This is a genomic window from Bifidobacterium biavatii DSM 23969 (assembly GCF_000741165.1).
Lineage (GTDB): Bacteria > Actinomycetota > Actinomycetes > Actinomycetales > Bifidobacteriaceae > Bifidobacterium > Bifidobacterium biavatii.
Genome location: NZ_JGYN01000030.1, coordinates 261,647 through 286,950, shown reverse-complemented (window position 1 = coordinate 286,950; position 25,304 = coordinate 261,647). Strand labels below are relative to the sequence as shown.

The window sequence follows — 25,304 nt, the reverse complement described above, 5'->3', positions numbered from 1 at the left end:
GAAAGGCAAAGCCATGGCCATCCCGGTCGACCCGAACCTCACCCCTCGCGCCCGCGCGCTGTTCGACGCCCTGCACGCGCACACCGGCGAATTCGCCATGTTCGGCCATCAAGGCGACACGTTCGCCCGTCACACCGCCGACGCGGACTCCGACACGTTCGCCGTGACCGGCGCCTATCCGGCCGTGTGGGGCATCGACCTCGGCCGCATCGAACTCGGCTGGGACGAGAACATCGACCACATGCCGTTCGACGACATCCGCCGGGAATCCCGCCGAGCCTACGAGATGGGCGCGATCGTCACGTTCAGCTGGCACTCGGTCAACCCGATCACCGAAGGCGGCTACGGCGAGAACCTCGCGCCCGGCTCGGTCGCCGCGGTGCTGCCCGGCGGATCGCATCACGACCAGTACATCGGCTGGCTCGACCGTCTCGCCGACTTCCTGCTGAGCGTGCGTGACGCGAACGGCGAGCCGATCCCGGTCGTGTTCCGCCCGTTCCACGAGCACACCGGCGACTGGTTCTGGTGGTGCTCCGGCTCGCCCGCGCAGCCGACCGACACCACGCCGGAACAGTTCGCCTCGCTGTGGCGCATGACCGTCGAATACCTGCGCGACGCGCGCGGCGTGCATCATGTGCTGTATGCGTATTCGCCCGACCGCAGCCGCATCGACATGACCGACGACGCGACGCTCGAGGCCGGCTATCTGCGTGGCTATCCGGGCGACGAGTACGTCGACGTGCTCGGTCTCGACGACTACTGGGACATCGACCGCCCGCTTTCCGGCCCGGAGGCGGCCGACCCGCACGAACGGCACGACAAGCTCGTGCGCATCCTCACGTTGATCGGCCGGCTCGGCGAGGAGCGCGGGCGGCTTGCGGCGGTCACCGAGGTCGGGTCGCCGCGCGAGTTTGCGGCCGCGTACGGCGATGATCCGAACACGCCGTGGACGACGTTCCTACTGAGCGCCGCGAAGGCGAACCGATACACGCGTCGTGCGCTGTGGTATCTGCCGTGGAGCAATTTCGCCGGGGCGGAAGACACCGGCGCATACGGCACGCCGACCGTGGACTCGCCGTATGCCGAGGATTTCCGGCGGTTCGTGCGCGATGATTTCATGCGCATGGCGGATACGCTGCCGAACATGTACGCGTGACCGGCAGTCCGATAGGCTGGTTGATGAGCTGATCGGCGGCTCCGCTCGTCAGGGGAGAAGCCGTAGTCATCGCCGCAGTGATCGCAGAGGGGGAAACAATGGCAGACGCACAGCAGCTGATCCAGGATGCATTGGATCGTGCGGTGGATCGTGGCGAGGTGGCCGGTGCGAACATGCTGGCCATCCAGCATGGCGAGGAACGTTGGTACGCCGAGACCGGCGCGCGCGGCATCACCGTGCCGCGGCCGATGACCCGCGACACGATCTTCCGCCTGTACTCGCAGACCAAGCCGATCACCGGCACGGCCGCGATGATCCTCGTGGAACGCGGACTGATCGACCTCGCGCAGCCGGTCAGTGACTTTCTGCCCGGGTTCAAGGGGCAGCGCGTCACCACCGAATTCGTGCCCGGCGGACGGGTCGCCGGCGCTGCCGGTGCCGGTGTCGCCGTTCACGACCGCGACGGACAGCCCGACGGTGAAACCGCCTTCCTCACCAACGATATCCCGACCGACATGGCCGGCACGATCGGCTCGGTGGCCGGCGACGGCGAACGCACCGTGCCGCTCGAACGCGACCTGACCGTCAAGGATCTGCTCACGATGACATCGGGTCTGCCGTACCCCGATCCGCAGTTCGAGGCCGGGCGGCTGGTCGGCAAGGTCTTCGACGAGCTCGGCGCCCGGCTGCACGGCGACGATCCGATGGACACCGTCGAACTCGCGAACCGGCTCGGCGGCTGTCCGCTGCGGTTCCAGCCCGGATCGCACTGGATGTACGGCACGAGCGCGGACGTGGTGGGTGCGATCGTCGAGGTCGTGTCGGGCAAGCGGTTCGGCGACTTCCTGCACGACGAGATCTTCGAGCCGCTCGGCATGCGCGACACCGCGTTCTACGTGCCCGCCGGCAAGCTCGACCGCCTCGCCGAGATCGCCGACAGCCCGGACTTCCCGATCGATCCGACGAATGCGGGCAAGCCGCTGCGCGAGATCGTCACCGACCATCTCGGCGTCGCGTATGCGGCGACGTCCGATCCCGCGTATCAGGCCGGCGGCGCCGGTCTCAAGTCCACGATCGACGACTACGCGCGGTTCGCGCGGATGCTGCTGAACGGCGGCGAGCTGGACGGCGTGCGCATCCTGCAGCCGCTCACCGTGCGCACGATGACCTCGGGCGCGCTGTTCGCGCGGCATTACCCGGACTACGAAGGCTGGCAGCCGGGCTGCAGCTACAACACGTTCATGCGCATCGTCGAAGAGCCGGGCAAGTCGCTCATGCTTTCGCACCGGGGTGAATACGGTTGGGACGGCTGGCTCGGCACGTATTTCTGCAACGATCCGGCGGCCGATGCGACGTTCCTGTTCAACATCCAGCTCGCCAATGCGGGCACCGTGCCGCTCACCCGCAAGGTTAAGAACATCGTCAACACGCATCTGGAGTAGACGGGCGGCTTCGTCACGCTCCGTTGCGTTGCGACCGTCCGCCGGCGGCCGTGTCGCAGTCAGTCGTCCGCCTGCAGGCCGTAACTCAGCAATATCGCGTTCCTCCCATTGAGTTACGGTCGTTCTGCGGCCTGTGGGCGGCCGTAACTCAGCAGGAACGTGCGTTTCTTGTTGAGTTACGGTCGTTTCCGGGCGCGAAAAAGGCCGTAACCCAATGGGATCGTTGTGATCCTGCTGAGTTACGGCCTTGCGATTGCGGCTCGCTTGTCGCGGCCGACCGGCGCGTGACCTACCGCCGCGCCTGCGTGAGCTGATACGCTCCGAGCAGGATCGCCAGCCAGATCACGCCGGCGACCACGGCCACGCGGTAGCTCGGCGAGAAGCACATGAGCACCACGACGAGCGCGAGGAACGCGAGCACGGCGTACGGCATCATGCGCGCGAACGGCAGTTTGAAATGGATCGCGTCCAACGCCTCGGAACCGTGCAGTCCGGCGAGTTCGGCCGGACCGTCGCCCGCCGCGACCACGCGACGGAAATGCATTTCCGTGACCATGATCATCGACCAGTTAATCACGCCGGCGATCGTCGCGATCGACATGAGATAGTTGAACGCGAACTCCGGCCACAGGAACACGACGACCACGGCCAGCGCCGTGATGATCGCGGACGTGACCACGCCCGCCACCGGCACGCCGTGCGAGTTCAGCTTGCCCAAGTATGCGGGCGCGTTGCCCTGCTTGGCGAGCGAGTACAGCATGCGCGAGTTCGCGTACAGGCCGGAGTTGTAGACGCTCATCACGGCGGTCAGGCACACGAAGTTGAGGATGCCGGCGGCCGCGTGCACGCCCACCGAGTCGAAGATCTGCACGAACGGGCTGGACTTGCCGTCGATCGTGTTCCACGGCACCACGGCCATGATCACGCCGAGCGCGCCGATGTAGAACACGAGAATACGCCAGATAATGCCGTTCGTGGCCTTCGGGATCGTGACGCGCGGATCTTCGGTTTCGCCTGCGGTGATGCCGATCAGCTCGGTGCCGCCGAAGCTGAACATCACGACGCACAGGGCCATGAGGAGGCCCGTCCACTGGCCGTCGGCCGTGCGCTGCATGAGGCCGTGCGGGAAGAAGCCGCCGTCGATCGCGAACCAGTTCGCGAAGCTGGCCTTGATGCCCGAGTCGGTCGGAAGCCCCGCGACGAGCACGGCGAGGCCGCCGAGGATCATCGCGACGACGGCCACGATCTTGATGATCGCGAACCAGAACTCGAATTCGCCGAACTTGCTCACGCCGAGCAGGTTCGCGGCGGCGATCACGACGAGGAACACGGCCGCGGACACCCATTGCGGGATGTTCGGGAACCAGTAGTTGACGAAGCTGCCGACGACCGACAGTTCGACCATCGACACGAGGATGTAGTTGAACCAGTAGTTCCAGCCGCTCACGAATCCGGCGCGCTTCGACCAGTAGCGGGTCGCGTAGTAGCTGAACGCGCCGGCTTTCGGATCCTCGACCGACATTTCGCTCAGCGCGCGCACGATCATGAAGATCGCCAGACCGCCGACCAGATACGCGAGCAGAATCGACGGTCCGGCCAGCGAAATCGACTCGCTCGAACCGTAGAACAGGCCCGTGCCGATCGCGCCGCCCAGCGCGATGAGCTGGATATGACGGTTTTTCAGTGACTTGCGCAGCGTCGCCGGCACCGGCACGTCGTCCGTTTCGCGCGGCTTGCGCGCCGGCGCGGTGGTCTTGTCGACCATATGCTCTCCAATCTCTCGCATGCGGCAGGCCGTGCAGCCACACTGCATGCATACCTATGCAACGAGGGTATTGTAAGGCAAACCGCGTTTCGGGCCTTCGTCGCGTCCAATCGCTCGGATCCGCATGGGGAATCGACGTTCCGGTTGGCCGGTTCGTACCCGCGACTTCGGGAGAAACTGTGGGAGAATAAGGGGAGTGGAATGACGCGGCTGGCCGCGTGTGCCGGCGGCGAAGTGGCACGGTGGTGCGATAAGCCGTGTAGGGATCGTACGGTGCCACAGCGGGCGCGGCGGCAGGAGCGACGAAGGGGTGCGCGATGACGTATATCGAGTTCGACGAGGTGACCAAGGAGTACCCGGCCGGCGAAACGGTGATCCGCGCGCTCGACGGCGCCAGCTTCACCGCGGACGCGGGCGAACTGACCGTCATCCTCGGCCAGTCCGGCGCGGGCAAGACCACGGCGCTCAACATCCTCGGCGGCATGGACACGGCCACGTCCGGCCGCGTGATCGTCGGCGGCCGCGACATCACCGGCCTGCGCAAACGCGACCTGATCGCCTACCGCCGCACCGACATCGGCTTCGTCTTCCAGTTCTACAATCTCGTGCCGAACCTGACCGCGCTGGAAAACGTTGAACTCGCCAGCCAGATCTGCCCCGACCATTTCGACCCGGCCGACACGTTGCGCAAAGTCGGCCTGGCCGATCGCCTGAACAACTTCCCCGCGCAGCTGAGCGGCGGCGAGCAGCAGCGCGTCTCCATCGCGCGCGCGATTGCGAAAAAGCCGAAACTGCTGCTGTGCGACGAGCCGACCGGCGCGCTCGACTACGAAACCGGCAAGGAGGTGCTGCAGCTGCTGCAGACCATCTGCCACGAGGAGGGCATGACGGTCATGATCATCACGCACAACTCCGCGCTCGCGCCCATGGCGCACAAGGTGATCCGCTTCCGTTCCGGCAAGGTGACGAGCGAGGAGACGAACCCCGCGCCCACGCCGATCGCCGACATCGAATGGTAGGTGCTGCGATGGTTCGTAAACAGCGGTATGGCAAGGTCGGCGGCGAGGCCGGCGGCGAGTCGCGATATGACGCGGACGGTGTTGACGCGGCGGATGCGAACGATGCCGACAGCATGCATGCGTCGACGAACGTCGCGTACAAGGACGCGCTCGCGTCCATGCCGGATGACGATGCGCCGCGCTACGCCGTGCACGTCGGCCGTTCGGCCGCGAACGATGGCGACGAGGCTGCCGCCGCGAACGCCGCGTACGAGGATGAACTGGCATCCGTGTCGGACGATGTGGTGACCGACCGGGGTGCGTACGATGCGTCGGCGAACGACGCGTCCGGGGATGCTGCGGATCGCGCCGCGGCCGGTCGCGGCATGTCCGCCGCGTTCGCGAAGGACACGCTGCGCTGCTGGCTGCGCGGATGGAAGCGGTTCGTGTCGATCGCCGTGATATCGCTGCTCGGCGTGGCCGTGCTCACCGGCATTTACGCCGGTTGTCGTGACATGTTCCTTGCGGCCGATCGGTTTTACGACGCGCAGGGACTGCACGACATTCAGGTGATGTCCACGCTCGGTCTGACCGACGACGACGTGGCCGCGCTCAAGTCGATCGACGGCGTCGCTGTCGTGCAACCCGAGCGCAGCCAGAGCGTCGAAACCAAGGTGGACGGCACGGCCAAAACCGTGACGCTCACCGAAATCGGTACGGCCGGACTCGACCAGCCGTATCTGCAGGACGGCCGCATGCCGGCCAAATCCGGCGAAATCGCGGTCACGAAGAAGTTCCTGATGGACAGCGGGCTGGCGATCGGCGATAAGCTCACCGTCACGCCGGCCGATGAAACGACCGACGAGGCGACGGATGCGTCCGACGACAACGACGCGACTGATTCCGCCAACGGCGCCGCAGCGGACGCGACCGGCGAACAGGCCCCGCGATTCCCGACCAAGCTCACGATCGTCGGCGAAGTCCTCGACCCGAAGGATGTGAGCAACCCCGACGGCATCGGCAGCAAGGCATTCCGGCAAACGCTCGCATCCGACTACACATTCTTCGCACCCAGCGACGGCGTGACCGGCGACATCTACACCGCCATCAGCATCACTGTCACGGGCGCGGCCGACACAAGCTCGTTCGGCAGCGATTACGACGACATGGTCCGAACAGTCGCCGAACGCATCGAACACAAGGTGCAAACCAGCCGGCAGCAGGCCCGTCGCCAACAGCTTGTCGACACGGCCCAAGCCAAGCTCGACGACGCAAAAACCAAGGCCGCCAAGCAATTCGCCGACGCGCAGGCCAAGCTCGACAAAAACTCCGCCGACCTGCTCACAGGCCGCAACGAGCTGGAAACCAACCGCCGCAAGCTCGACGAGAACGACGCCACAATCAAGGACGGCGAACAGCAAATCAAAGACGCGCGCGAGCAGATCGCGCAGGCCAAACAGCAGATCGACGACGGTCGCGCGCAGATCAAAACGGCCCGCGCGCAACTCGACGCCGGCAACGCGCAGCTCACATCCGCACGCGCCAAACTCAACGCGGCGCAGGCCGAGCTGACCGACAAGCGCAAGCCGATCGACGCTGGCATTGCGCAGACGAAACAGGGCATCGCGACGATCGACGGTACGGTCGCGACGATCGGTTCGCTGACGGACGCGCTCAACGCACTGCCGTCCGTCAACGGCAGCGGATCCGCGCACGATGACGACAGCGATTCCGTCAGCGACTCCGGCAAGTCCGGTGCCGCCGACGACGCGGGCCGCGACACAGTCGTCGCCACCCGCTCCAACGGCACATCCAACAGCCAGTGGACGCAGCTGCGCAAGCAACTCGCCGCGTTCGGCATCAACGCGCCGCAAGCGCAGCCCGACCAGGCCGGCATCGCCGCAATCATCGGCCAACTGGACGCCCAACGTTCCAGCCTCGCCACGCAACGCGCGCAGCTCGCGCAGCAGCGGGACCAACTCGCCGCCACGCTGAACAACACCATCATTCCCGCGCAAACCCAACTCGACCAGCAGAACGAGCAGCTCGTTTCGCAGGAACTCAAAGCCGCCGACAGCAACGCCAAACTCAACCAGCAAAGCAAGCAGCTCGACGCGAACGAGGCCAAACTCGACGAACAATCCAAAGAACTCGACAAGCAGGAAACCGAGCTCAAGGACGGTCGCAAACAACTCGAAGACGGCCGCAAACAGCTCAAAGCCGCGGAAACCAAGCTCGCCGACGGTGAGAAACAGCTCACCGCCGCGCAGGCCAAACTCGACCGCAGCAAGCAGCAGGCCAGCGACGAATTCGACCGGCAGCAGCAGCGCGTCGACGATATCGCCGAAGCGCGCTGGTACGTGCAGACTCGTTCCGCGATCGGCGGATTCAGCGCGATCAAATCGGACCTGAGTTCGATCGAATCGATCGGCCGCGCGTTCCCCGTTGTGTTCCTGCTCGTCGCCGTGCTCATGAGCCTGACGACCATGACGCGCATGGTCGAGGAGGAACGCGGCCTGATCGGCACGTACGTCGGGCTCGGGTACGGGCCGGTCGCGATCGGCGCGCGCTACGTGCTGTTCGCTGCGCTCGCCTGTCTGATCGGCGGCGGACTCGGCCTGATCGCCGGATTCATCGGCATTCCGGCGTTCCTGCTCGTTGTGCTGCAGGGCCTGTACACCGTGCCCGGCGTGCGGTTCGAATACGACTGGCTGTACGGTTCGGCCGGCATCGCGCTGTTCGTGGTCGGCATCGTCGCGGCCACGGCGGTCGCGTGCGCGGGCGAACTGCGGCTCACGCCGGCCGAACTCATGCGGCCGAAAGCGCCGCGGGCCGGCTCGCGCGTGCTGCTCGAACGGATCGGGCCGCTGTGGCGGCGCATGAAATTCCTCAACAAGGTCACCGTGCGCAACCTCGTGCGGTTCAAGTCGCGGCTGATCATGACGGTCGGCGGCGTGGCCGGTTGCACCGCGCTCATCGTGTGCGGGCTGGCGATCAGCGACACGGTCGACGCGCTGCCGGTCACGCAGTACCGGGACGTGTACCGCTACGACCTGATGGTCGTGACCGATCACGATCACGTTGCGTCGATGCTGGAACGGCTGAACGACGACGGGACGATTGGCGGCGCCGGTGCGTCCAGTTCAGCTGATTCGGCTGATTCGTCTGACGGTTCGTCTGACGGTTCGGCTGAAGCGTCAGACGCGTCCGGTGCGGTCGCGCTGGCGCGGATCGAAAACGGCGAGATCACGACCGGCATGGACGAAACGGAAACCGTGCAGATCGTCACCGTACCGGACGAAGCCGCGCTCAACCGGATCGTCGACCTGCGCTCGGCCGCGGACGGCTCGCCGATACGCCTGTCCGCGTTCGAACACGGCCGGCCGGACGGCGTGATTGTCGCGCAAAGCGCTGCGAACGCGCTCGGCGTGCGCGCCGGCGACCAGATCACGCTCAAAAACGGTGAAGCGCAGCGCAAGCAGGTGCGCGTCGCCGCGGTCAGCCGGTCGGTGATCGGCTCGGACGTGTACGTGACGGCCGGCGACTACGCGCGGTTCTTCGGCGGAACCGCGGACGGCGGGGATGCTGTGGGAACCGCGACGGATGCGACCGCAAGCGGCGGTGCGTCGGCGGATTCGGCTCAGGATTCGACCGCGGATTCGACGAACGGCGACGGTGATTCCTCGGAAGACGTGACAAGTGCCGATTCGCTGGACACCGTGGTCGACGGCGTGCAGATGAACGCGATTTTCGCGCAATACGATGGCTCCGACGACGAGCAGATCGCGTATGCGGAGCGGCTCGGCAAGGATGCGAACGTGCTCAGCGTGGCCAGTACGGCCGATCTGCAACGCAGCTTCAGCTTCGACCTGATGGGCGCGGTGGTGGCGCTCATCGTGGCATTGGCCGGCGGTCTCGCGCTCGTGGTGCTGTTCACGCTCGCCAACACGAACGTGTCCGAGCGTGTGCGCGAAATGGCTACGCTCAAGGTGCTTGGATTCTTCGACCGCGAGGTGCACCGGTACGTGAACCGTGAAATGCTGATCCTGACCGTGCTCGGTGTGGTCGTCGGTCTGCCGGTCGGGCGCTGGGTCGGCGGGCTGCTCACGGCGGCGCTGGCCATGCCCGGCATCTACTTCGAGGTCAGCGTACGTTGGCAAAGCTACGCGATCGCCGCGGCTGTGACCATGGTGTTCGCGCTGCTCGTGCAGTTCTTCACCAATCCGGTTCTCGACCGCATCGACCCGGTCAGTTCCCCCAAATCCGTCGAGTAGTGAATCGACATGCTGCCGATGCCATGCCATTCGAACCTTCTCGGTAGGGCATCGGGATGTGTCATTTCGACCGAGCGAAGCGAGCGGAGAAATCTCTCCGCCACGGTATTCGGACGATCTGCCCACCGCAGCTTCGCCGTTGGATGCAATGATAGACGGCTATTTCATCCGCAAAGTTCAACGAATTGAACTTTTGGCCGAAATGCGCACGATATTGTCACGCAAAGTCGTTGAACCAACCCTGTTTCCGTAACATGCGCGATGCTACAGTTTGAACCTGTTATCGAAAGAGCAGGTAGAACATGAGCAACACCCAGAGCGCCAAGCCAAACGGTTCATCCTCCGACGGCACCGGCACCCTCACGTCCGTCGAAAGCCTCGACAAGGACAACCAGATGGCCCGCGGCCTGAACAACCGCCACGTCCAGTTCATCGCCATCGGCGGCACCATCGGCACGGGCCTGTTCCTCGGCTCCGGCAAGTCGATCGCGTTGACCGGCCCGAGCATCGTCTTCGTATACATCGCCGTCGGCATCATCATGTTCCTGCTGATGCGCGCCATCGGCGAACTCATGTACCGCGACCCCAGCCAGCACACGTTCATCAACTTCATTCGCCGCTATCTCGGCAACGGCTGGGGCAAGTTCGCGGGCTGGTCGTACTGGATCGTGCTCGTGCTCATCGGCATGAGCGAAATCACGGCCGTTTCCACGTACTTCATCACGTTCTTCGAGACGTTTGGCATCGATCTGGCCCACTGGAAATGGCTGATCGAACTGTGCTTCCTCGCCGCGCTCGTCACGATCAACCTGATCGCCGTCAAGGCGTTCGGCGAGGCGGAATTCTGGTTCTCGATGATCAAGATCACGCTCATCTGCGCGATGATCGCCACCGCGGTCGTCATGGTCGTGATCGGCTACCACTACGATTCCGTGCAGATCACCGGACAGGACGGCGTCTCGCCCGGCGGCCACGCGGGGCTCGACAACATCACGAACAACTTCTCCATCGCGCCGAACGGCTGGCTCGCGTTCCTCATGAGCTTCCAGATGGTGTTCTACGCATACGAGATGATCGAATTCGTGGGCGTTACCGTCTCCGAAACGCAGAACCCGCGCAAGGTGCTGCCGAAGGCCGTCAACGAGATCATCGTGCGCGTGCTCATCTTCTACGTGGGTGCGCTGCTCGCGATCATGGCAATCGTGCCGTGGACCACGTTTAAGCCGAACGCGGACGGCTCGTTCGCCTCGCCGTTCATCATGGTGTTCCAGTATGCGGGACTTAAGTGGGCGGCTGCGCTCGTGTTCTTCGTGGTCATCACGGCCGCGTCCTCGGCGTTGAACTCGCTGCTGTATTCGGCCGGACGCCACCTGTACCAGCTGGCCGTCGAGTCCGAGTCGCCGACGTTCCAGAAGCTCGGCGTCGTCTCCAAGCGTCAGGTGCCGGCGCGCGCGATCCTCGCGTCTGCCGCGCTGATCCTGCTCTCGCCGGTCATCAACGCGCTGCCGGGCGTGTCCGGCGCGTTCGTGCTGTTCGCGTCCGCGTCGTCGGCCGTGATCATCTTCATCTACACGCTGACGATGATCGCGCACCGCCGCTACCGTCGTTCCGCCGACTTCATCCCGGACGGATTCGTGATGCCGGCGTGGCGTTTTACCAACACGCTGGCGATCGCGTTCTTCGTATTCGTCTACTGCACCCTGTTTCTGGCCGACGACACGCGCGGCTCCGCCATCGCGGGCCTGGTGTGGCTGGCCGTGTTCGGCGGCTACTGCCTGCTGCACGAGCGCTTCGAATCTCGCGACCTCAAGGCGGCGCTGGGGCGGTAGCGGCCGTAGGCTGTTTCCGTGCGGTCGGGCGTGGTTGGACGTGGTTGGGCGCGGACGCCATGGCCGGTCGGCGTACTATGACAATCTGTGAAGGACGTCCGCTCGGAGCGGGTACGCGGCGGCCAAGCGGGAAGGATCGATGATGGTTGATGAGGAAGCGGACAACGCTGTGAACAGCGTCACGGACACCAGGAAGGAATACCAGGAATTCCTGAAGCGGCTTACGCTGTTCGTCAGCAAGAATCCCGATCTGATGACCATGACGCTGGGCAACATTTTCACCATGCGTCTGATCGGCAACAAGACGCACGGAGATATGGCTGAAATCGCGATTTCCGAATTCATCAACCAGTACATGTACGATTTTTCGTCCAAGCACGTCGGGAAGGATCTGTTCCGGGCCAAGGAGCACGAAGAAGACATCACCGTCGTCGAAGCGCTGACGAAGAAGGAAATTCCGATAAGCCTGAAGGCATACGGCGTGGGTCCGCTGCAGCTGTCAACCGATAAGAACGAGAGGATGTTCCCCCGGCTTGAACAAGAAGGGGATGACATCCGCGACCGAGACGTGATCGACGCGATTTTCAGCGACGACAGTTTCACCTCCTTCCAGTCGGTGAACGTGATGCCGTTGATCTACGACGAGAAGCACAAGCGCTGCAACATCATGATTTTCGACTATGACAAGGCCAAGCGCGACACGGCGTTCATCGTCAAGGAAACCGCGGGTTCGGGGCGACTGCATCCGGTATATCGTTTCTTTGACGCGAATTCGCAGTACATCTGCGAAGTCAGGTATGGCGGGGCGTCCGCGAACGCGCTGCAGCGCGGGCTGTGGACGAATACGAAAACGGCATCGCAGTATTTTACGAGCATCACTGGCGGATGGATCACGTATGCCGAGAACATGACGCTGCTCGAATTGTTCTCTCACGCGTTGGTTTCGTCGCAGACGGGCCACCAGAAGGCGCTGGAGGCCGTTGAAGCCGATATTCAGCGATTGAAGAAGGCGGAATAGCCGGTTGATTCAGGGCGCACTGTTTGACGATCCACGCATTGACGTTGAGACGGAAGGCATCAAATACGCCGGGTCCAAGCTGAAACTGCTGCCGGACATTCTCGCCTTGGCGCGGGATACCGGCGGTTCGACCGTCTGGGACGCCTTCGCCGGAACCACGCGCGTATCGCAGGCGTTCGCCAAGACCGGATATCGCGTGGTCTCTTCCGACAAGGCGGTGTGGTCCAAGGTATTCGCCACTTGCTATTTGAAGAATGACCGGCCGCCGGAATCATATCGGGAGCTTATCGACCACCTGAATGCCCTGCCTCCGGTGAGGGGCTGGTTCACGGAGCATTATGGCGGTGACCGGTGTTTTACCGACGGCGGGGAAAAGCGGCCGTGGCAGACGAAAAACGCAATGAGGCTTGACGCCATCCGCGACGAGATCGACCGGCTGCATCTGACGGAACTGGAACGCTGCATCGCCTTGACGAGCCTGATTCTGGCTTTGGACAAGGTTGACAATACTCTGGGCCATTACGTGTCGTATTTGAAGACCTGGTCCAAGAGATCCTACAACGATCTGCGATTGGAGATTCCGAAGGTCTGCGTGCAGGATCCGGCAAGGCATACCGTATTGAGCGGCGACGTGTTCTCCCTGGTCGACGACGTCGAGACGGACATCGCCTATTTCGACCCTCCATACGGGTCCAACAACGAAAAAATGCCGCCCTCGCGGGTACGGTACGGTTCGTATTATCACATTTGGACCACCGTGTGCCTGAACGATCGTCCTGAACTGTTCGGCAAGGCCAACAGGCGCAAGGACTCGTCCGACAAGGTGGCCGCATCCGTGTTCGAAGAATATCGGAAGGGACCAGACGGCCGGTATATCGCGGTCGACGCCATTGAACGGTTGATCCGTTCCGTGCGGGCCCGCTGGGTGTTGCTGTCCTACAGTTCGGGCGGCAGGGCCACCGCCGACGAGCTCGTCGACGTACTGTCCGCGAACGGGCGCATCGTGACCGTGCGCGAGATCGACTACAAGCGAAACGTCATGGCGGATATGAGATGGACCGACGAGTGGGCCCGGAGTTTGGACGAGCCGAACAGGGAGTTCATTTTCGTCGTCGATAAAGGCTGACCCGGCGGTTGCGGGCCGGGTCCGTGTCGCAGCATGCGGACTCACTTACGGCTGTTGTCCATCTGATAACGACCGCAAGCGAGGCAGGTCGGGTAAACAAGGATTCAGTTATGGTCGTTGTGAGAGGAATAACGACCATAACTGGGACGGGACTATCGAACGCGGACTCGGTTGCGGCCGGTGGGATCGGGATGGAAGCCCGTCGAGCCGATTACTTGCTGGGGGAGAGGTAGTCGGCGGCGTTGGTTGGGCTGGACGGGACGGCGTGGCCTTCGGTCACGGTGCCGAGGCCCGCAAGATACGCTTCGCGGCCGGCCTCGATCGCGTGCTTGAACGCGCGTGCCATCACCGGAATGTTGCCAGCGGAGGCGATCGCCGTGTAGGCCATCACCGCGTCTGCGCCCATCTCCATCGCCTCCGCGGCCTGGCTCGGCCGGCCGATGCCCGCGTCGATGATGACCGGCACGTGCGCGTTCGCGATAATCACCTCGATGAAATCGCGCATGCGCAGGCCCTTGTTCGAGCCGATCAGCGAGCCGAGCGGCATCACGCACGCCGCGCCCGCATCCTCGAGCTGCCGCGCCGCGATCGGATCCGGGAACATGTACGGCATCACCACGAATCCCTCCTTCGCGAGCATCTCGGTCGCGCGAATCGTCTCCGCGTTGTCCGGCAGCAGATACTTCGTCTCGTGCTCGATCTCGACCTTCACGAAATCGGTTTCGCACACTTCGCGGGCGAGCCGCGCGATGCGCACCGCCTCCTCCGCGTTGCGCGCGCCCGACGTGTTCGGCAGCATCGTGATGCCCTTCGGAATGTAGTCGAGCAGGTTGTTTTCGGTGGTGCGGCAGCGGCGCAGCGCCATCGTGACGATCTGCGTGCCCGCGTTCTCGATCGTGGCCTTGATGAGGTTCAGATCATAGCGGCCCGAACCGAGGATGAAGCGGCTCGTGAATTTGTGCCCGCCGAGGATGAGCGGGTCTGCCTCGCCCGTGGCGATTGCGTCGTAGGCGTGCGCGTCCGGCTCGGGCAGCAGCGCGGTGTTCGTCGCGGTGCCGACAAGTTCGTCGAGGGTGGGCTCGCTGGTGGATTCGTTCGTGGTCATGATTACTCCTTTGTATTGATGCCTGTATTGAGACATTGATATTGCCGGTCGCCTGTCTGCCGTTCGGTCGTCATTTCGTTGTCATTCGCCGTCGGCATCCGTCGCCTGTCCGGCGGCGCGCGGTTTCAGCCGCCCTGCACGAACGTGACGATCTCCAGGGTGTCGGTGCCCTTGAGCATCGTCTCCGCGCGCTTGGCCCGCGGTACGATCGCCCCGTTCAGTTCGACGGCGACGCGCGCCGCCCTGAGTCCCTTGCGCTCGAGCAGATCGGCGACGCTGATCGGTTCGTCGAGCGTCTCTTCCTGACCGTTGACGATCATCGGTTCCCCTTCCTGGTATGCCGGATTGGTTTTTCTGGGTATGCCTCCGGGCGTTTCGCCTACGTGACGCGTCGGTCTCGGCCGCGAGGGCGCGAAACCGCAGGCGCGTCGGCCGCCACGAAAAAAGGGTCGCTGAAGCAGCCGTACCCTGTAAGGTGGTGCGCCCCTTCATGACCCTTGTGCAAGTACCACTAGTTGTTGTTCTGTTGTTCTTCAGTTGTCGTCGCAGCCTGCCGGAATCCCACGCGCCTGCTGGTCGGTCGCGTCGCGGACGACGCGTCTGCTGACACGTTGCCGCGCCTGCCGTCGGATCCGTGCGCGCGTCGGTGACGAGTCCGCGCGCGTCGGAAATCGCACGCATGCCGCGTCCGATCGGTCGGGCAAACGGTCGTGGTCGAATGAGCTGCTGGAGATATCGCGAACCGCCGCGCTGTTGCGGCGAAACAACCCGTTTCCTTACGGCGGCATTACCCGCATCAAGTTGACGGTCGAAGTTCGCGACTTCCTCTCAGCCCATCCGGGCTCCCGTTCGGTTGCATGTCCATCATAGGCCCCGGGGTGTGACATGATGGGCGGTATGACGGCATTGCAGCATAGTACTGATTCCGCCGGTTCCACCGGTTTTGCGAACACGGTTGATTTCGCGGGGCATCGGATCCCGCGGCTCGGCATGGGCACGATGGCGCTCGCGATCGAGGGTCGCCCGGACCGTGCGACCGCGATCGGCACGATTCACGCCGCGCTCGACGCGGGCGTGCGCTATCTCGACACCGCGTGGTCGTACTACCTGCCGACCGCGCCTGGTATGGGTGGTACCGGAGTCCCGGCCGATTTCGGCTACGGCGAGACATTGGTGCGCGACGCGATCGCCAGCTGGGACGGCCCGCGTGACGAGGTGCTGGTTGCGACGAAAACGGGCTACCGTCGCACGATCGACGTTGCTGAGGTGACTGAGCCGGTTGCGTCCGATGCGTCCGACACGACCGCTCGCCAACGATTGCAGGCGGAAGGCAGCCGGTACGGCTGGATGGCCGATTCGCGCCCGGAAACGATGATTCGCGACGCGAAGGAGTCGGCGATGCGGCTCGGCGTCGACGCGCTCGACCTGCTGTATTCGCACGGTCCTGATCCGGCCGTGCCTTATGAGGATCAAATGGGTGCGCTCAAGACCCTGTTGGACGAGGGTGTGATCCACTACGCCGGTATTTCCCGCGTGGATAACGCGCAGATCGACACGGCCCGGGAGATTCTGGGGGATGGGCTGATCGCCGTGCAGAACCAGTTCTCCCCGTCACATCCCGACCCGGAGCATACAATGGCGCACTGCGCCGAACTCGGACTCGATTTTGTGTGCTGGTCGCCGCTTGGCGGCTTCCTCGACCCGTTCGATCAGGCGGCCTACGATCCGTTCCGCAAGGTGGCGGCCGCCCGCGGTGTTTCCTACCAGCGCGTCGTGCTCGCGTGGGAGCTGACCCGTTATGATCGGCTCTTGACGATCCCCAGCGCTCGCAACCCGCGCGAAATCAACGATTCCTTCGCTGCCACCGAACTGAGTCTCACTCCCGATGAACTCGCCGCGCTCGGCGCGCGCGCCTAGCGATGCGATGTCACGCAAAACGGCGGCTGCCGACCGGGTGTCATGTTTCCGATCGGCAGCCGCCGTTGTCAAAGAATGGGTTGCGGTTCAGTGATGCAGTGGGCGTGCGTTGGTGTGGTGGTACTGAAATGCCCCGTGCACCAGAGCGGAGGTGAAATGCTCGCCGCACATGCCGTATTCCTCGGCTTCGTGTCCGCATCCAGCGATGCTGCATAGACTGCGTATCGGTATTCCTATCGTGTTCATTATCGTTCCCCTTCTCTGGGCCTTCTTCTGAGGCGTCGCCGCCGGCGCTAACTGCTTTGCCAACGTCACTATTTAGTATATCGGTCATATGCTGAGATGCCCAGCGATACAGCTGTTACTGTAACGCGTGTCACATTTTTCCGGTCGTGGCGTTAGCGCAAACATGAGAAACTGGATAATTTACTTGAGTCAGCTCGGGTCAAGTTTTGGTACGATCGTCCCATTATTGCTCTCGGAAGGGGTGGACGGCCGGAGAGCTCGATCCCCGTTGTGTGATACGGCATCCGTGTGGCGGAAGACAGCGCGGGGCTCTTTTCGCGTTGTGTTGCGGTCGTGTTTGAGATGATCGGAGAGGGTGCGACTCAATGCGTCCGGCTTGGACGGGTGCCCGTCATGTGCTTGGATGGATGGCGGTGTTGCCGATCGTGGCCTTGGGTGGGTTGTGGACGGGCTGTTGGTGATGATCGCATTGATGAAACTCGCCGAAATAGCTTACAGTGATGAATTGTTTATAGTGTGAGATATTATATCGTGTGGCGTTGCGAGACGTCATTCGTTATTGCCGTATGTGGCGAAGGAAGTGCGCATGGGATTCGAACAGGAGGCCGTCGACGAGCTGTGGCGCACCGCATGGTGCCACCGTTCCGATATGCAGCGCGAATTGTCGCGCGGCGCGCAGGGCGAGATGTTCGCGATTCGGCAGCTCGCGCATCACGGCACGATGACGCCGTCGCAGCTGGCCGTCGCGCTCAATGCGACCACCGGCCGCGTCTCCACGCTGCTGTCTGCGATGGAGAAAAAGGGCCTGATCACGCGCGAAGTCGACTCCAATGATCGTCGCGTGGTGCTCGTGAACCTGACTGACGAAGGCCGCAAGCGCGGCCAGCTGGACATGCAGGAGGCGCGCGACGCGATCTGCTGGATCTTCTCGCAGATGGGCGAGCGCCGCACGCGTGAGTTCGTCGATCTGACGCGCGAGTTCATGACCTACATGTCGATTTGCCGTCCCGGCAAGCCGCGCCCGACCCCCGAGGAGGTCCGCAAAGCGTTCGAGGACGGCGGGAGCAAGTCGTAACGTCCGCCCGTCCCGTCTCACGGACTCCGGACCCAGCCGCCCCGCGCGGCGGAAGGCTCTCCGAGCGGTGTGGCGGCGGGTGAAAATCGCCGCACGGGGGTCGGATTCTCAGGAAACACGCAGATTCATATGCAATACCTTACACTGTAAGTAATTTAAGACTAGAAACTAATTCACCAACCAAAACCAACAAACCAACCACAAGGGGAACCGCAATGCTTCGCATCATGAAATACCTCTCCAAAGCGGAGATAGGCCAGATGCTCATCGCCCTGGTGACCATCGTCGGCCAGATCTGGTTCGACCTCGAACTGCCCGACTATATGTCTGACATCACCACGCTCGTAGAAACGCCCGGCAGTGAGATGCGCGACATCTGGATCGCCGGCGGCAAGATGCTGCTCGTCTCGCTCGGCTCGGTCGCCTGCGCGGTCGTGACCGGCTACATCGCCGCTCGCGTCGCCTCCAGCTTCGGCCAGCGTCTGCGCTCGCTCGAATTCCGCAAGGTCGAATCGTTCGGCCCGGCCGAAATGAGCCGTTTCTCGACCGCCAGCCTCATTACGCGCTCGACCAACGACATCACGCAGATTCAGATGTTCATCACCATGGGCCTGCAGCTCATCGTTAAATCGCCGATCATGGCCGTCTGGGCGATCATGAAAATCGCCGGCGACGGCTTCGAATGGACGCTTGCCACGGCCATCGCCACCGTGATCCTGCTCATTGCGATCGCCGTGCTTATGGCGCTCGTTATGCCGAAATTCAAGGCGATGCAGCAGCTCACCGACAACATCAACCTCGTCGCCCGCGAGAACCTGACCGGCCTGCGCGTCGTGCGCGCCTACAACGCCGAGGACTATCAGGAAGCCAAGTTCACCAAGGCCAACAAGGACCTCACCGACACGCAGCTGTTCACCAACCGCGCGATGGCCGTGATGATGCCGCTCATGAACACCGTGATGAACGGCCTCATGCTCGCCGTCTACTGGATCGGCGCCAGCCTGATCGACGCGGCCGCGCTCACCGACAAACTCACCGTGTTCTCGAACATGGTCGTCTTCTCCAGCTACTCCGTGCAGGTCATCATGAGCTTCCTCATGATGAGCATGGTGTTCGTGCTCTGGCCGCGCGCCGACGTCTCCGCGCAGCGCGTGCTCGAAGTGCTCGACACCGACCCGCTCGTCACGAACGGCCGCGACACGGCCGCCGACGTGGCGCGCATCGGCGGCAACCAGACCGGCACCGTCGAATTCCGCGACGTGAGCTTCACGTACCCCGACTCGCGCGAGCCGATCCTCGAACACGTCTCGTTCGAAGCCAAGCGCGGCCAGACCGTCGCGTTCATCGGCGCGACCGGATCCGGCAAGACGAGCCTGATCAACCTCGTGCCGCGACTGTACGACGTGTCCGCCGGGCAGGTGCTCGTCGACGGCGTGGACGTGCGCGACTGGAACCTGACCGCACTGCGCGACCGCATCGGCTATGTGCCACAGAAGTCAGTGCTGTTCAAGGGCACGGTCACGAGCAACGTCAGCTACGGCGACAGGCCGGGGAAGTCCGGCACGGACGATGCGACCGTCGCGCTCGCCGACACGTCCACCGCGGCCGGACGTCGGCGCGAAGCCGCGCAGCTCGCGGCCGACGCGGCGAACGACGGCAAACTGACCGACGACGAACGCCGACGCGTGCGCGAAGCGGCCGACGTCGCGCAGGCGACGGAGTTCGTCGAGCGCATGGACGACGGGTTCGACTCGGCGATCGCGCAGGGCGGATCGAACGTGTCCGGCGGCCAGAAGCAGCGCCTGTCCATCGCGCGCGCTGTCTACCGCAATCCGGAAATTCTGATCTTCGACGACTCGTTCAGCGCGCTCGACTTCGCGACCGACCGCAACGTGCGCGACGCGCTTGCCGAGCACGCGAAAGACGCGACCAAGCTGATCGTCGCGCAGCGCATCGGCACGATCATGAACGCGGACCGGATCGTCGTGCTCGACGACGGACGCGTGGTCGGCCAGGGCACGCACCGCGAACTGCTCGACACGTGCGACGTCTACCGCCAGATCGCCGAATCCCAGCTCAGCAAGGCGGAACTCACTGCGTAACACACAACTCCGTCATTTTGACCGAGTGCGAGCGCGATGTTGTCATTTCGACCGAGCGCAAGCGAGTGGAGAAATCTTGAGAGGCAATGGGTCTGAAAGATTTCTCGACTCGGCTTCGCCTCGCTCGAAATGACATAGGGCTAGCAGTGGCTTCGGCTGAAAGATGCTGGGCAACTACTCTCGCTCGAAATGACATACAGGAAAGGACTTATATCATGCCAGGACCAATGGGACGCGGGCCGCACGGCCCGGCGGGAAACGGACCCGCAGAAAAACCGCAGGACTTCGGCAAGACCATGGGCAAACTCGTCCACTACTGCCGCAAGTACATCCCCGTCATCGTCATCGCGCTCGTCCTCGGCGCGGCCGGCACGATCTTCCAGATCGTCGGACCGGACAAACTCAAGGACATGACCAACGAAATCACCAAGGGCCTGCCCGCCGTCGTCCACGGTAAGCCGGTCGCCGGCGCGATCGACTTCGACGCCGTCGGCCGCATCGGCTGGCTGCTCGTCGCGCTGTACGTCGGCTATGCGCTGCTCAGCTACCTGCAGAGCTGGCTCATGGCGAACGTCACGCAGCGCACCGCCCAGCAGCTGCGCGAGTCGATCAGCGTGAAGATTAACAAGCTGCCGCTCAGCTACTTCGACAAGGTCAGCTACGGCGACGTGCTGTCGCGCATCACCAACGACGTCGACGCGATCGGACAGACGCTCGGCCAGTCGCTCGGCTCGCTCATCACGTCCGTCACGCTGTTCGTTGGCGCGCTCGTCATGATGTTCTGGAACAACTGGATTATGGCGCTGTGCGCGATCGGCTCCAGCCTGCTCGGACTCGTGCTCATGGGCGCGATCATGAAGGCCTCGCAGCAGTACTTCGCGCGCCAGCAGGCCGCGCTCGGCGACGTTAACGGACACGTCGAGGAAATGTACGCAGGCCACCTGATCGTCAAGGCGTACAACGGTGAAGCCGATTCGATCCGCCGGTTCGAACGCTATAACGCCGACCTGTACGACTCCGGCTGGAAATCGCAGTTCCTGTCCGGCCTGATGATGCCGCTCATGCAGTTCGTCGGCAACTTCGGCTACGTGGTCGTGTGCGTCGTCGGCGCGGCGCTCGCGATGGACGGGCAGATCGAATTCGGCGTGATCGTCGCGTTCATGATGTACATCCGCCTGTTCACGCAGCCGCTCAGCCAGTTCGCGCAGGCGTTCCAGAACCTGCAGCGGTGCGCGGCCGCGTCCGAGCGCGTGTTCGGCTTCCTCGAGGAGCCGGAGATGGCCGACGAGTCCGACAAGCCGGCGTTGCTCGGCGCTGACCGTGCAAACGGGACGGGGCAGCCGGTGCGCGGCGACGTCGAGTTCGACCATGTGCGCTTCGAATACGAGCCTGGCAAGCCGATCATCAACGACTTCTCCGCGACCGTCAAGGCCGGGCAGAAGGTCGCGATCGTCGGTCCGACCGGCGCGGGCAAAACCACGATGGTCAACCTGCTCATGCGCTTCTACGAGATCGCCGGCGGACGCATCACCATCGACGGCGTGGACACCAAGAGCGTGCCGCGCTGGAACGTGCACGACCAGTTCTCCATGGTCCTGCAGGACACGTGGGTGTTCCGCGGCACCGTGCGCGAGAACATCGCGTACTCGAAGCCGGGTGTGACCGACGAGCAGATTCGCGAGGCGTGCCGTGCGGTCGGACTCGACCATTACATCCAGTCACTGCCGAACGGCTACGACACGGTGCTCGACGAGAACACGTCGCTGTCGGCCGGCCAGAAGCAGCTGCTCACGATTGCAAGGGCCATGGTGCAGGACGCACCGATCCTGATTCTCGACGAGGCGACATCCTCGGTCGACACGCGCACGGAGGAACTCATCCAGAAGGCGATGGACGCGCTCACCGTCGGTCGTACGAGCTTTGTGATCGCGCATCGCCTCTCCACGATTCGCGACGCCGACATGATCCTCGTCATGAACCACGGCGACGTGATCGAACGCGGCACCCACGAGCAGCTCCTCGCTGCCGGCGGGTTCTACGCCAACCTCTACAACAGCCAGTTCACGCTCACCAGCTGACGGATGGAGTGCTTGGATTGCGGGGAGAGTGAGTCACGCGATGGCAGAACGGAGGATTTTGCCATCGCGTGACTTTGGAATTGGTCACGGGATGGGAGATTGGGATGGCATTGCCATCCTGTGCCCGCGTAAAGCGCGAAAATTGCCGGTGTGAGTGTGATTCTGCTATGCCTTGAGAAAACGGGATGGAAAATTCGGTCATTATTCCATCGCGTGACCACCGGGACGTCGATTGCGGCGGGCGATGGCGGCCGCACAGCATCGCGCGCAGCGCGATTCCGATTATTGGTGCGTGAAGAACGTGCCGGGGAAGTTGCGGGATGCGGCGAGGGTGCGGTCGGCGTTGAGGATTGCGCAATCGAACAAGCCGGGGAAACGGGCGGCCAGATGGTTCGGATCGGCGACGAACAGGGCCGTCGCCAGCCCGTCGGCCAGTGCGGTGGGGTGCGTGCGTGCGTCGAAGTCGCGACTGCCGATTGACGGGTCGATGACGTTGTCTGTGCAATCCGATGCGCTCGCGGCAGTGCGATGATCGTCGTCGACAATGCCGACCGACGTCCACGTGGCGGCGACGTTGCGTACAGGCAGACCGTCGATCGCGTTGAGCAGATGATGGACTATCGTATTGGTTCCCGGAATGCCGCCGTTTTCCGAGTGCTGTTCCCAACGCCGACGGCTGGGCGCGCTCGCGCAGAACGCGCCGGACGATACGCTCGCCGTGCCGATCGCGCGGGATGTGTTGGCGGGATCTTCCAGCGCGATCGTGATCGGCTGCGACGATCGGACCAGTAGGTCGCCGCCCACGTCGATTACGAATTCCAAGGGTTCGGATCCCGTTGTCGTTGTGCTCGACGCGCCATTACTGTTGTCGTGCTGGGCTGTGGCCAGACCTTCATCGATTGTTGTATCGGAGTGATTGGCGGAACTCTTGATGTTGTCCGACGAATCCGCAAGGAACCGCTGGGCCAGCAGATCGACCAGATATCCCTTGCCGCAGGCGCCGAAATCGAGGTGTACAGGCCGGTGCGTGGCCAGCGTCGCGCCGCCCGCGCCGCGTCGCTCGACGTCGCTGCGCCACGTCGGTCGGCCGTGAATCGCGCCGAGCCGGCCGTCCGCACCGGGCTCGACCGTGAACGAATAGTCCGCGCCGTAGCCGAGCCGGATCAGATCCTCCCCGACGCACGGGTCGATCGCGCCATCCGTCGCGTCGCACAGCGCGTCGTACAGATCGAACAATGCGATAGTCCATGCGGGGAAGTCGAACGTGCCGCCGTGTGCGGCCTGCCCCATCGCGGCGACTGTCGAATCGTTGCGGAACCGCGACAGCGTGCGTTCGTAATCGTCGATGAACGACGACATGGCCGCGTGCAGATCGTCGCAGATCGGTCGCGACGTCCGCACGATCATCCCCGTGCCCAGCGCGCGCGGAAACGCCGTCACGTACGGCATGCGTTCGTTCAGTTCGCTCATGTCGCCCATCGTAGCGACTGTTTCGCACGATCATTGCGCGCGCTCGTTCTTCGCGCGCGTTTCACGCAACGCAGTGTTTCACGTGAAACTCGCGCGTGAAACCACAACCGTGAAACGCGCGTGAGGGGCCAACACGGTCATACGTCATGAGCGAGGGACGAACGGGGATAGCGCGCGCGGTCAAGCGCGACCCCGTTGCCCGTCTGTCGGTCAGTCGGACAACCGTTGTCCGTGAATGACGCGCGAAGACGGGGCGCGACCGCGAGGCCTATCCCGCCATGCGGGCGGGAACGGGGGAATCGCGCCGCCGGGGTAGAGGGCGTAGGGTAACCTAATCGACGGCGGAAATTGGCGATGTGGCGGAGGTAAGTTATGCCTGGAATCGTGTTGATCGGCGCTCAGTGGGGCGACGAAGGCAAGGGTAAGGCTACCGATCTGATCGGTACGAAGGTCGATTATGTCGCGCGTTTCAACGGCGGCAACAACGCGGGCCACAGCGTGGTCGTCGGCAACGAGTCGTACGCGCTGCACCTGCTGCCGTCCGGCATCATCAGTCCGAACGTCACCCCGGTGATCGGCAACGGCGTCGTCGTCGATCCGGAAGTCCTGTTCGAGGAGATCGACGGCCTGCAGTCGCGCGGCGTCGACTGCTCGCGCCTGCTCGTCTCCGAGGCGGCGCACGTCATCGCGCCGTACCATCGCGTGCTCGACAAGGTCACCGAACGCTTCCTCGGCAAGCACAAGATCGGCACCACCGGCCGCGGCATCGGCCCGGCCTACGCGGACAAGATCAACCGCGTCGGCATTCGCGTGCACGACCTGTTCAACGCCGATCACCTGCACGACAAGGTCGAGGCCAGCCTGCACCAGAAGAACCAGATCCTGGTCAAGCTGTACAACCGCCGCGCCATCGACGTGGACCAGACCACCGACGAGCTGCTCAAGCTCGGCGAGCGTCTCAAGCCATACGTCGCCAACACCGGGCTCATTCTGAACAAGGCGCTCGACGAGGGCAAGACCGTCCTGTTCGAGGGCGCGCAGGCCACCATGCTCGACGTGGACCACGGCACGTATCCGTTCGTCACGTCCTCCAACCCGACCACGGGCGGCGCGTGCACCGGCACCGGCGTCGGCCCGACCAAGATCAACCGCGTGATCGGTGTCGCCAAGGCGTACGTGACGCGTGTGGGCGAAGGCCCGTTCCCGACCGAGCTGTTCGACGAGTCCGGCGACTGGCTGCGCGCGCAGGGTCACGAATACGGCGTGACCACCGGCCGTCCGCGCCGCTGCGGCTGGTTCGACGCGGTCGTCAACCGCTACGCGAGCCAGGTCAACGGTCTGACCGACATCGTCCTGACTAAGCTGGACGTGCTCACCGGCCTCAAGGAGATCCCGATCTGCGTTGCGTACGACGTGGACGGCGAGCGTTTCGACGACATGCCGACCGATCAGGCTGCGTTCGCCGTCGCCAAGCCGATCTACGAGATGATGCCGGGCTGGAGCGAGGACATTTCGTCCGTGCACGACTTCAACGATCTGCCGGCCACCTGCCAGGCGTACGTCAAGCGCCTCGAGGAGCTGTCGAACTGCCGCATCTCCGCGATCGGCACCGGCCCGCAGCGCGACCACATCATCTCCGTCCACTCGTTGATCGACTGACGGACGCATTGACGGCCGGCCGGATGCCAAGGTTGCTTCGGGCC

At 63.7% G+C, this 25,304-nt stretch carries 16 protein-coding genes and 1 riboswitch; of the genes, 12 read left to right on the top strand and 4 right to left on the bottom strand.

From position 1 onward, the window contains the following. The first annotated feature begins 13 nt into the window (after nucleotides 1–13). Together BBIA_RS10630 and BBIA_RS10625 are read left to right on the top strand one after the other, a co-directional pair. On the top strand, nucleotides 14–1,156 hold the full coding sequence (locus BBIA_RS10630) for a glycosyl hydrolase (protein WP_033492659.1): 1,143 nt from the start codon (nucleotides 14–16) through the stop codon (nucleotides 1,154–1,156). Between the two features lie 98 nt (nucleotides 1,157–1,254). Then, nucleotides 1,255–2,598: a serine hydrolase domain-containing protein gene (locus BBIA_RS10625; protein ID WP_033492657.1), complete on the top strand. Its 1,344-nt coding sequence runs from the start codon at nucleotides 1,255–1,257 to the stop codon at nucleotides 2,596–2,598. 289 nt (nucleotides 2,599–2,887) lie between these two features. On the opposite strand, the gene BBIA_RS10620 is transcribed toward BBIA_RS10625, so the two are convergent. Then, nucleotides 2,888–4,363, bottom strand: coding sequence for an amino acid permease (locus tag BBIA_RS10620; protein WP_162179171.1), 1,476 nt, complete (start codon nucleotides 4,361–4,363; stop codon nucleotides 2,888–2,890). A gap of 317 nt (nucleotides 4,364–4,680) precedes the next feature. Between BBIA_RS10620 and BBIA_RS10615 the strand changes: the two genes are divergently transcribed. The 5 genes from BBIA_RS10615 to BBIA_RS10595 all read left to right on the top strand — a co-directional run bounded on the left by BBIA_RS10615 (nucleotide 4,681) and on the right by BBIA_RS10595 (nucleotide 13,608). Beyond that, nucleotides 4,681–5,382: an ABC transporter ATP-binding protein gene (locus BBIA_RS10615; RefSeq protein ID WP_033492655.1), complete on the top strand. Its 702-nt coding sequence runs from the start codon at nucleotides 4,681–4,683 to the stop codon at nucleotides 5,380–5,382. Nucleotides 5,383–5,747: 365 nt separating this feature from the next. Continuing rightward, nucleotides 5,748–9,635, top strand: a complete 3,888-nt coding sequence (locus BBIA_RS10610; RefSeq protein ID WP_051924011.1) for an FtsX-like permease family protein — start codon at nucleotides 5,748–5,750, stop codon at nucleotides 9,633–9,635. A 302-nt stretch (nucleotides 9,636–9,937) separates the two neighbouring features. Beyond that, nucleotides 9,938–11,464: an amino acid permease gene (locus tag BBIA_RS10605; RefSeq protein WP_033492654.1), complete on the top strand. Its 1,527-nt coding sequence runs from the start codon at nucleotides 9,938–9,940 to the stop codon at nucleotides 11,462–11,464. A gap of 139 nt (nucleotides 11,465–11,603) precedes the next feature. Continuing rightward, nucleotides 11,604–12,482: a hypothetical protein gene (locus BBIA_RS10600; protein WP_152600486.1), complete on the top strand. Its 879-nt coding sequence runs from the start codon at nucleotides 11,604–11,606 to the stop codon at nucleotides 12,480–12,482. A 4-nt stretch (nucleotides 12,483–12,486) separates the two neighbouring features. After that, nucleotides 12,487–13,608, top strand: coding sequence for a DNA adenine methylase (locus BBIA_RS10595; RefSeq protein WP_202962049.1), 1,122 nt, complete (start codon nucleotides 12,487–12,489; stop codon nucleotides 13,606–13,608). 211 nt (nucleotides 13,609–13,819) lie between these two features. On the opposite strand, the gene BBIA_RS10590 is transcribed toward BBIA_RS10595, so the two are convergent. After that, nucleotides 13,820–14,713 (bottom strand): thiazole synthase, encoded by an 894-nt coding sequence (locus BBIA_RS10590; RefSeq protein ID WP_081892302.1) that lies wholly within the window; start codon nucleotides 14,711–14,713, stop codon nucleotides 13,820–13,822. Between the two features lie 125 nt (nucleotides 14,714–14,838). After that, nucleotides 14,839–15,033 (bottom strand): sulfur carrier protein ThiS, encoded by a 195-nt coding sequence (gene thiS / locus BBIA_RS10585; RefSeq protein ID WP_033492650.1) that lies wholly within the window; start codon nucleotides 15,031–15,033, stop codon nucleotides 14,839–14,841. A gap of 435 nt (nucleotides 15,034–15,468) precedes the next feature. After that, nucleotides 15,469–15,572, bottom strand: a riboswitch (TPP riboswitch). Between the two features lie 38 nt (nucleotides 15,573–15,610). Between thiS and BBIA_RS10575 the strand changes: the two genes are divergently transcribed. The 4 genes from BBIA_RS10575 to BBIA_RS10560 all read left to right on the top strand — a co-directional run bounded on the left by BBIA_RS10575 (nucleotide 15,611) and on the right by BBIA_RS10560 (nucleotide 22,131). After that, the gene (locus BBIA_RS10575) at nucleotides 15,611–16,630 is read left to right on the top strand and encodes an aldo/keto reductase (RefSeq protein ID WP_051923986.1); all 1,020 of its coding nucleotides are present in this window, start codon (nucleotides 15,611–15,613) and stop codon (nucleotides 16,628–16,630) included. An 832-nt stretch (nucleotides 16,631–17,462) separates the two neighbouring features. Further along, nucleotides 17,463–17,951: a MarR family winged helix-turn-helix transcriptional regulator gene (locus BBIA_RS10570; protein ID WP_033492648.1), complete on the top strand. Its 489-nt coding sequence runs from the start codon at nucleotides 17,463–17,465 to the stop codon at nucleotides 17,949–17,951. Nucleotides 17,952–18,166: 215 nt separating this feature from the next. Then, nucleotides 18,167–20,053 (top strand): ABC transporter ATP-binding protein, encoded by a 1,887-nt coding sequence (locus BBIA_RS10565; protein ID WP_033492647.1) that lies wholly within the window; start codon nucleotides 18,167–18,169, stop codon nucleotides 20,051–20,053. A 227-nt stretch (nucleotides 20,054–20,280) separates the two neighbouring features. Further along, nucleotides 20,281–22,131 carry an ABC transporter ATP-binding protein gene (locus BBIA_RS10560; protein ID WP_033492646.1) on the top strand — a complete coding sequence of 617 codons (1,851 nt, stop codon included), beginning with the start codon at nucleotides 20,281–20,283 and terminating at the stop codon, nucleotides 22,129–22,131. Nucleotides 22,132–22,413: 282 nt separating this feature from the next. Here BBIA_RS10560 and BBIA_RS10555 read toward each other — a convergent pair whose 3' ends face one another. Next, on the bottom strand, nucleotides 22,414–23,601 hold the full coding sequence (locus BBIA_RS10555; RefSeq protein ID WP_033492814.1) for an FAD:protein FMN transferase: 1,188 nt from the start codon (nucleotides 23,599–23,601) through the stop codon (nucleotides 22,414–22,416). A 372-nt stretch (nucleotides 23,602–23,973) separates the two neighbouring features. On the opposite strand from BBIA_RS10555, the gene BBIA_RS10550 reads away from it, so the two are divergent. Then, nucleotides 23,974–25,260, top strand: coding sequence for an adenylosuccinate synthase (locus BBIA_RS10550; RefSeq protein WP_033492645.1), 1,287 nt, complete (start codon nucleotides 23,974–23,976; stop codon nucleotides 25,258–25,260). Nucleotides 25,261–25,304 lie beyond the last annotated feature (44 nt).

Excerpts from the sequence above, each read along its gene's own strand:
- BBIA_RS10630 (WP_033492659.1), top strand. The coding sequence starts at position 14 with ATGGCCATCCCGGTCGACCCGAACCTCACCCCTCGCGCCCGCGCGCTG.
- BBIA_RS10625 (WP_033492657.1), top strand. The coding sequence starts at position 1,255 with ATGGCAGACGCACAGCAGCTGATCCAGGATGCATTGGATCGTGCGGTG.
- BBIA_RS10620 (WP_162179171.1), bottom strand. The coding sequence starts at position 4,363 with ATGGTCGACAAGACCACCGCGCCGGCGCGCAAGCCGCGCGAAACGGAC.
- BBIA_RS10615 (WP_033492655.1), top strand. The coding sequence starts at position 4,681 with ATGACGTATATCGAGTTCGACGAGGTGACCAAGGAGTACCCGGCCGGC.
- BBIA_RS10610 (WP_051924011.1), top strand. The coding sequence starts at position 5,748 with ATGTCCGCCGCGTTCGCGAAGGACACGCTGCGCTGCTGGCTGCGCGGA.
- BBIA_RS10605 (WP_033492654.1), top strand. The coding sequence starts at position 9,938 with ATGAGCAACACCCAGAGCGCCAAGCCAAACGGTTCATCCTCCGACGGC.
- BBIA_RS10600 (WP_152600486.1), top strand. The coding sequence starts at position 11,604 with ATGATGGTTGATGAGGAAGCGGACAACGCTGTGAACAGCGTCACGGAC.
- BBIA_RS10590 (WP_081892302.1), bottom strand. The coding sequence starts at position 14,713 with ATGACCACGAACGAATCCACCAGCGAGCCCACCCTCGACGAACTTGTC.
- thiS (WP_033492650.1), bottom strand. The coding sequence starts at position 15,033 with ATGATCGTCAACGGTCAGGAAGAGACGCTCGACGAACCGATCAGCGTC.
- BBIA_RS10575 (WP_051923986.1), top strand. The coding sequence starts at position 15,611 with ATGACGGCATTGCAGCATAGTACTGATTCCGCCGGTTCCACCGGTTTT.
- BBIA_RS10570 (WP_033492648.1), top strand. The coding sequence starts at position 17,463 with ATGGGATTCGAACAGGAGGCCGTCGACGAGCTGTGGCGCACCGCATGG.
- BBIA_RS10565 (WP_033492647.1), top strand. The coding sequence starts at position 18,167 with ATGCTTCGCATCATGAAATACCTCTCCAAAGCGGAGATAGGCCAGATG.
- BBIA_RS10560 (WP_033492646.1), top strand. The coding sequence starts at position 20,281 with ATGGGACGCGGGCCGCACGGCCCGGCGGGAAACGGACCCGCAGAAAAA.
- BBIA_RS10555 (WP_033492814.1), bottom strand. The coding sequence starts at position 23,601 with ATGAGCGAACTGAACGAACGCATGCCGTACGTGACGGCGTTTCCGCGC.
- BBIA_RS10550 (WP_033492645.1), top strand. The coding sequence starts at position 23,974 with ATGCCTGGAATCGTGTTGATCGGCGCTCAGTGGGGCGACGAAGGCAAG.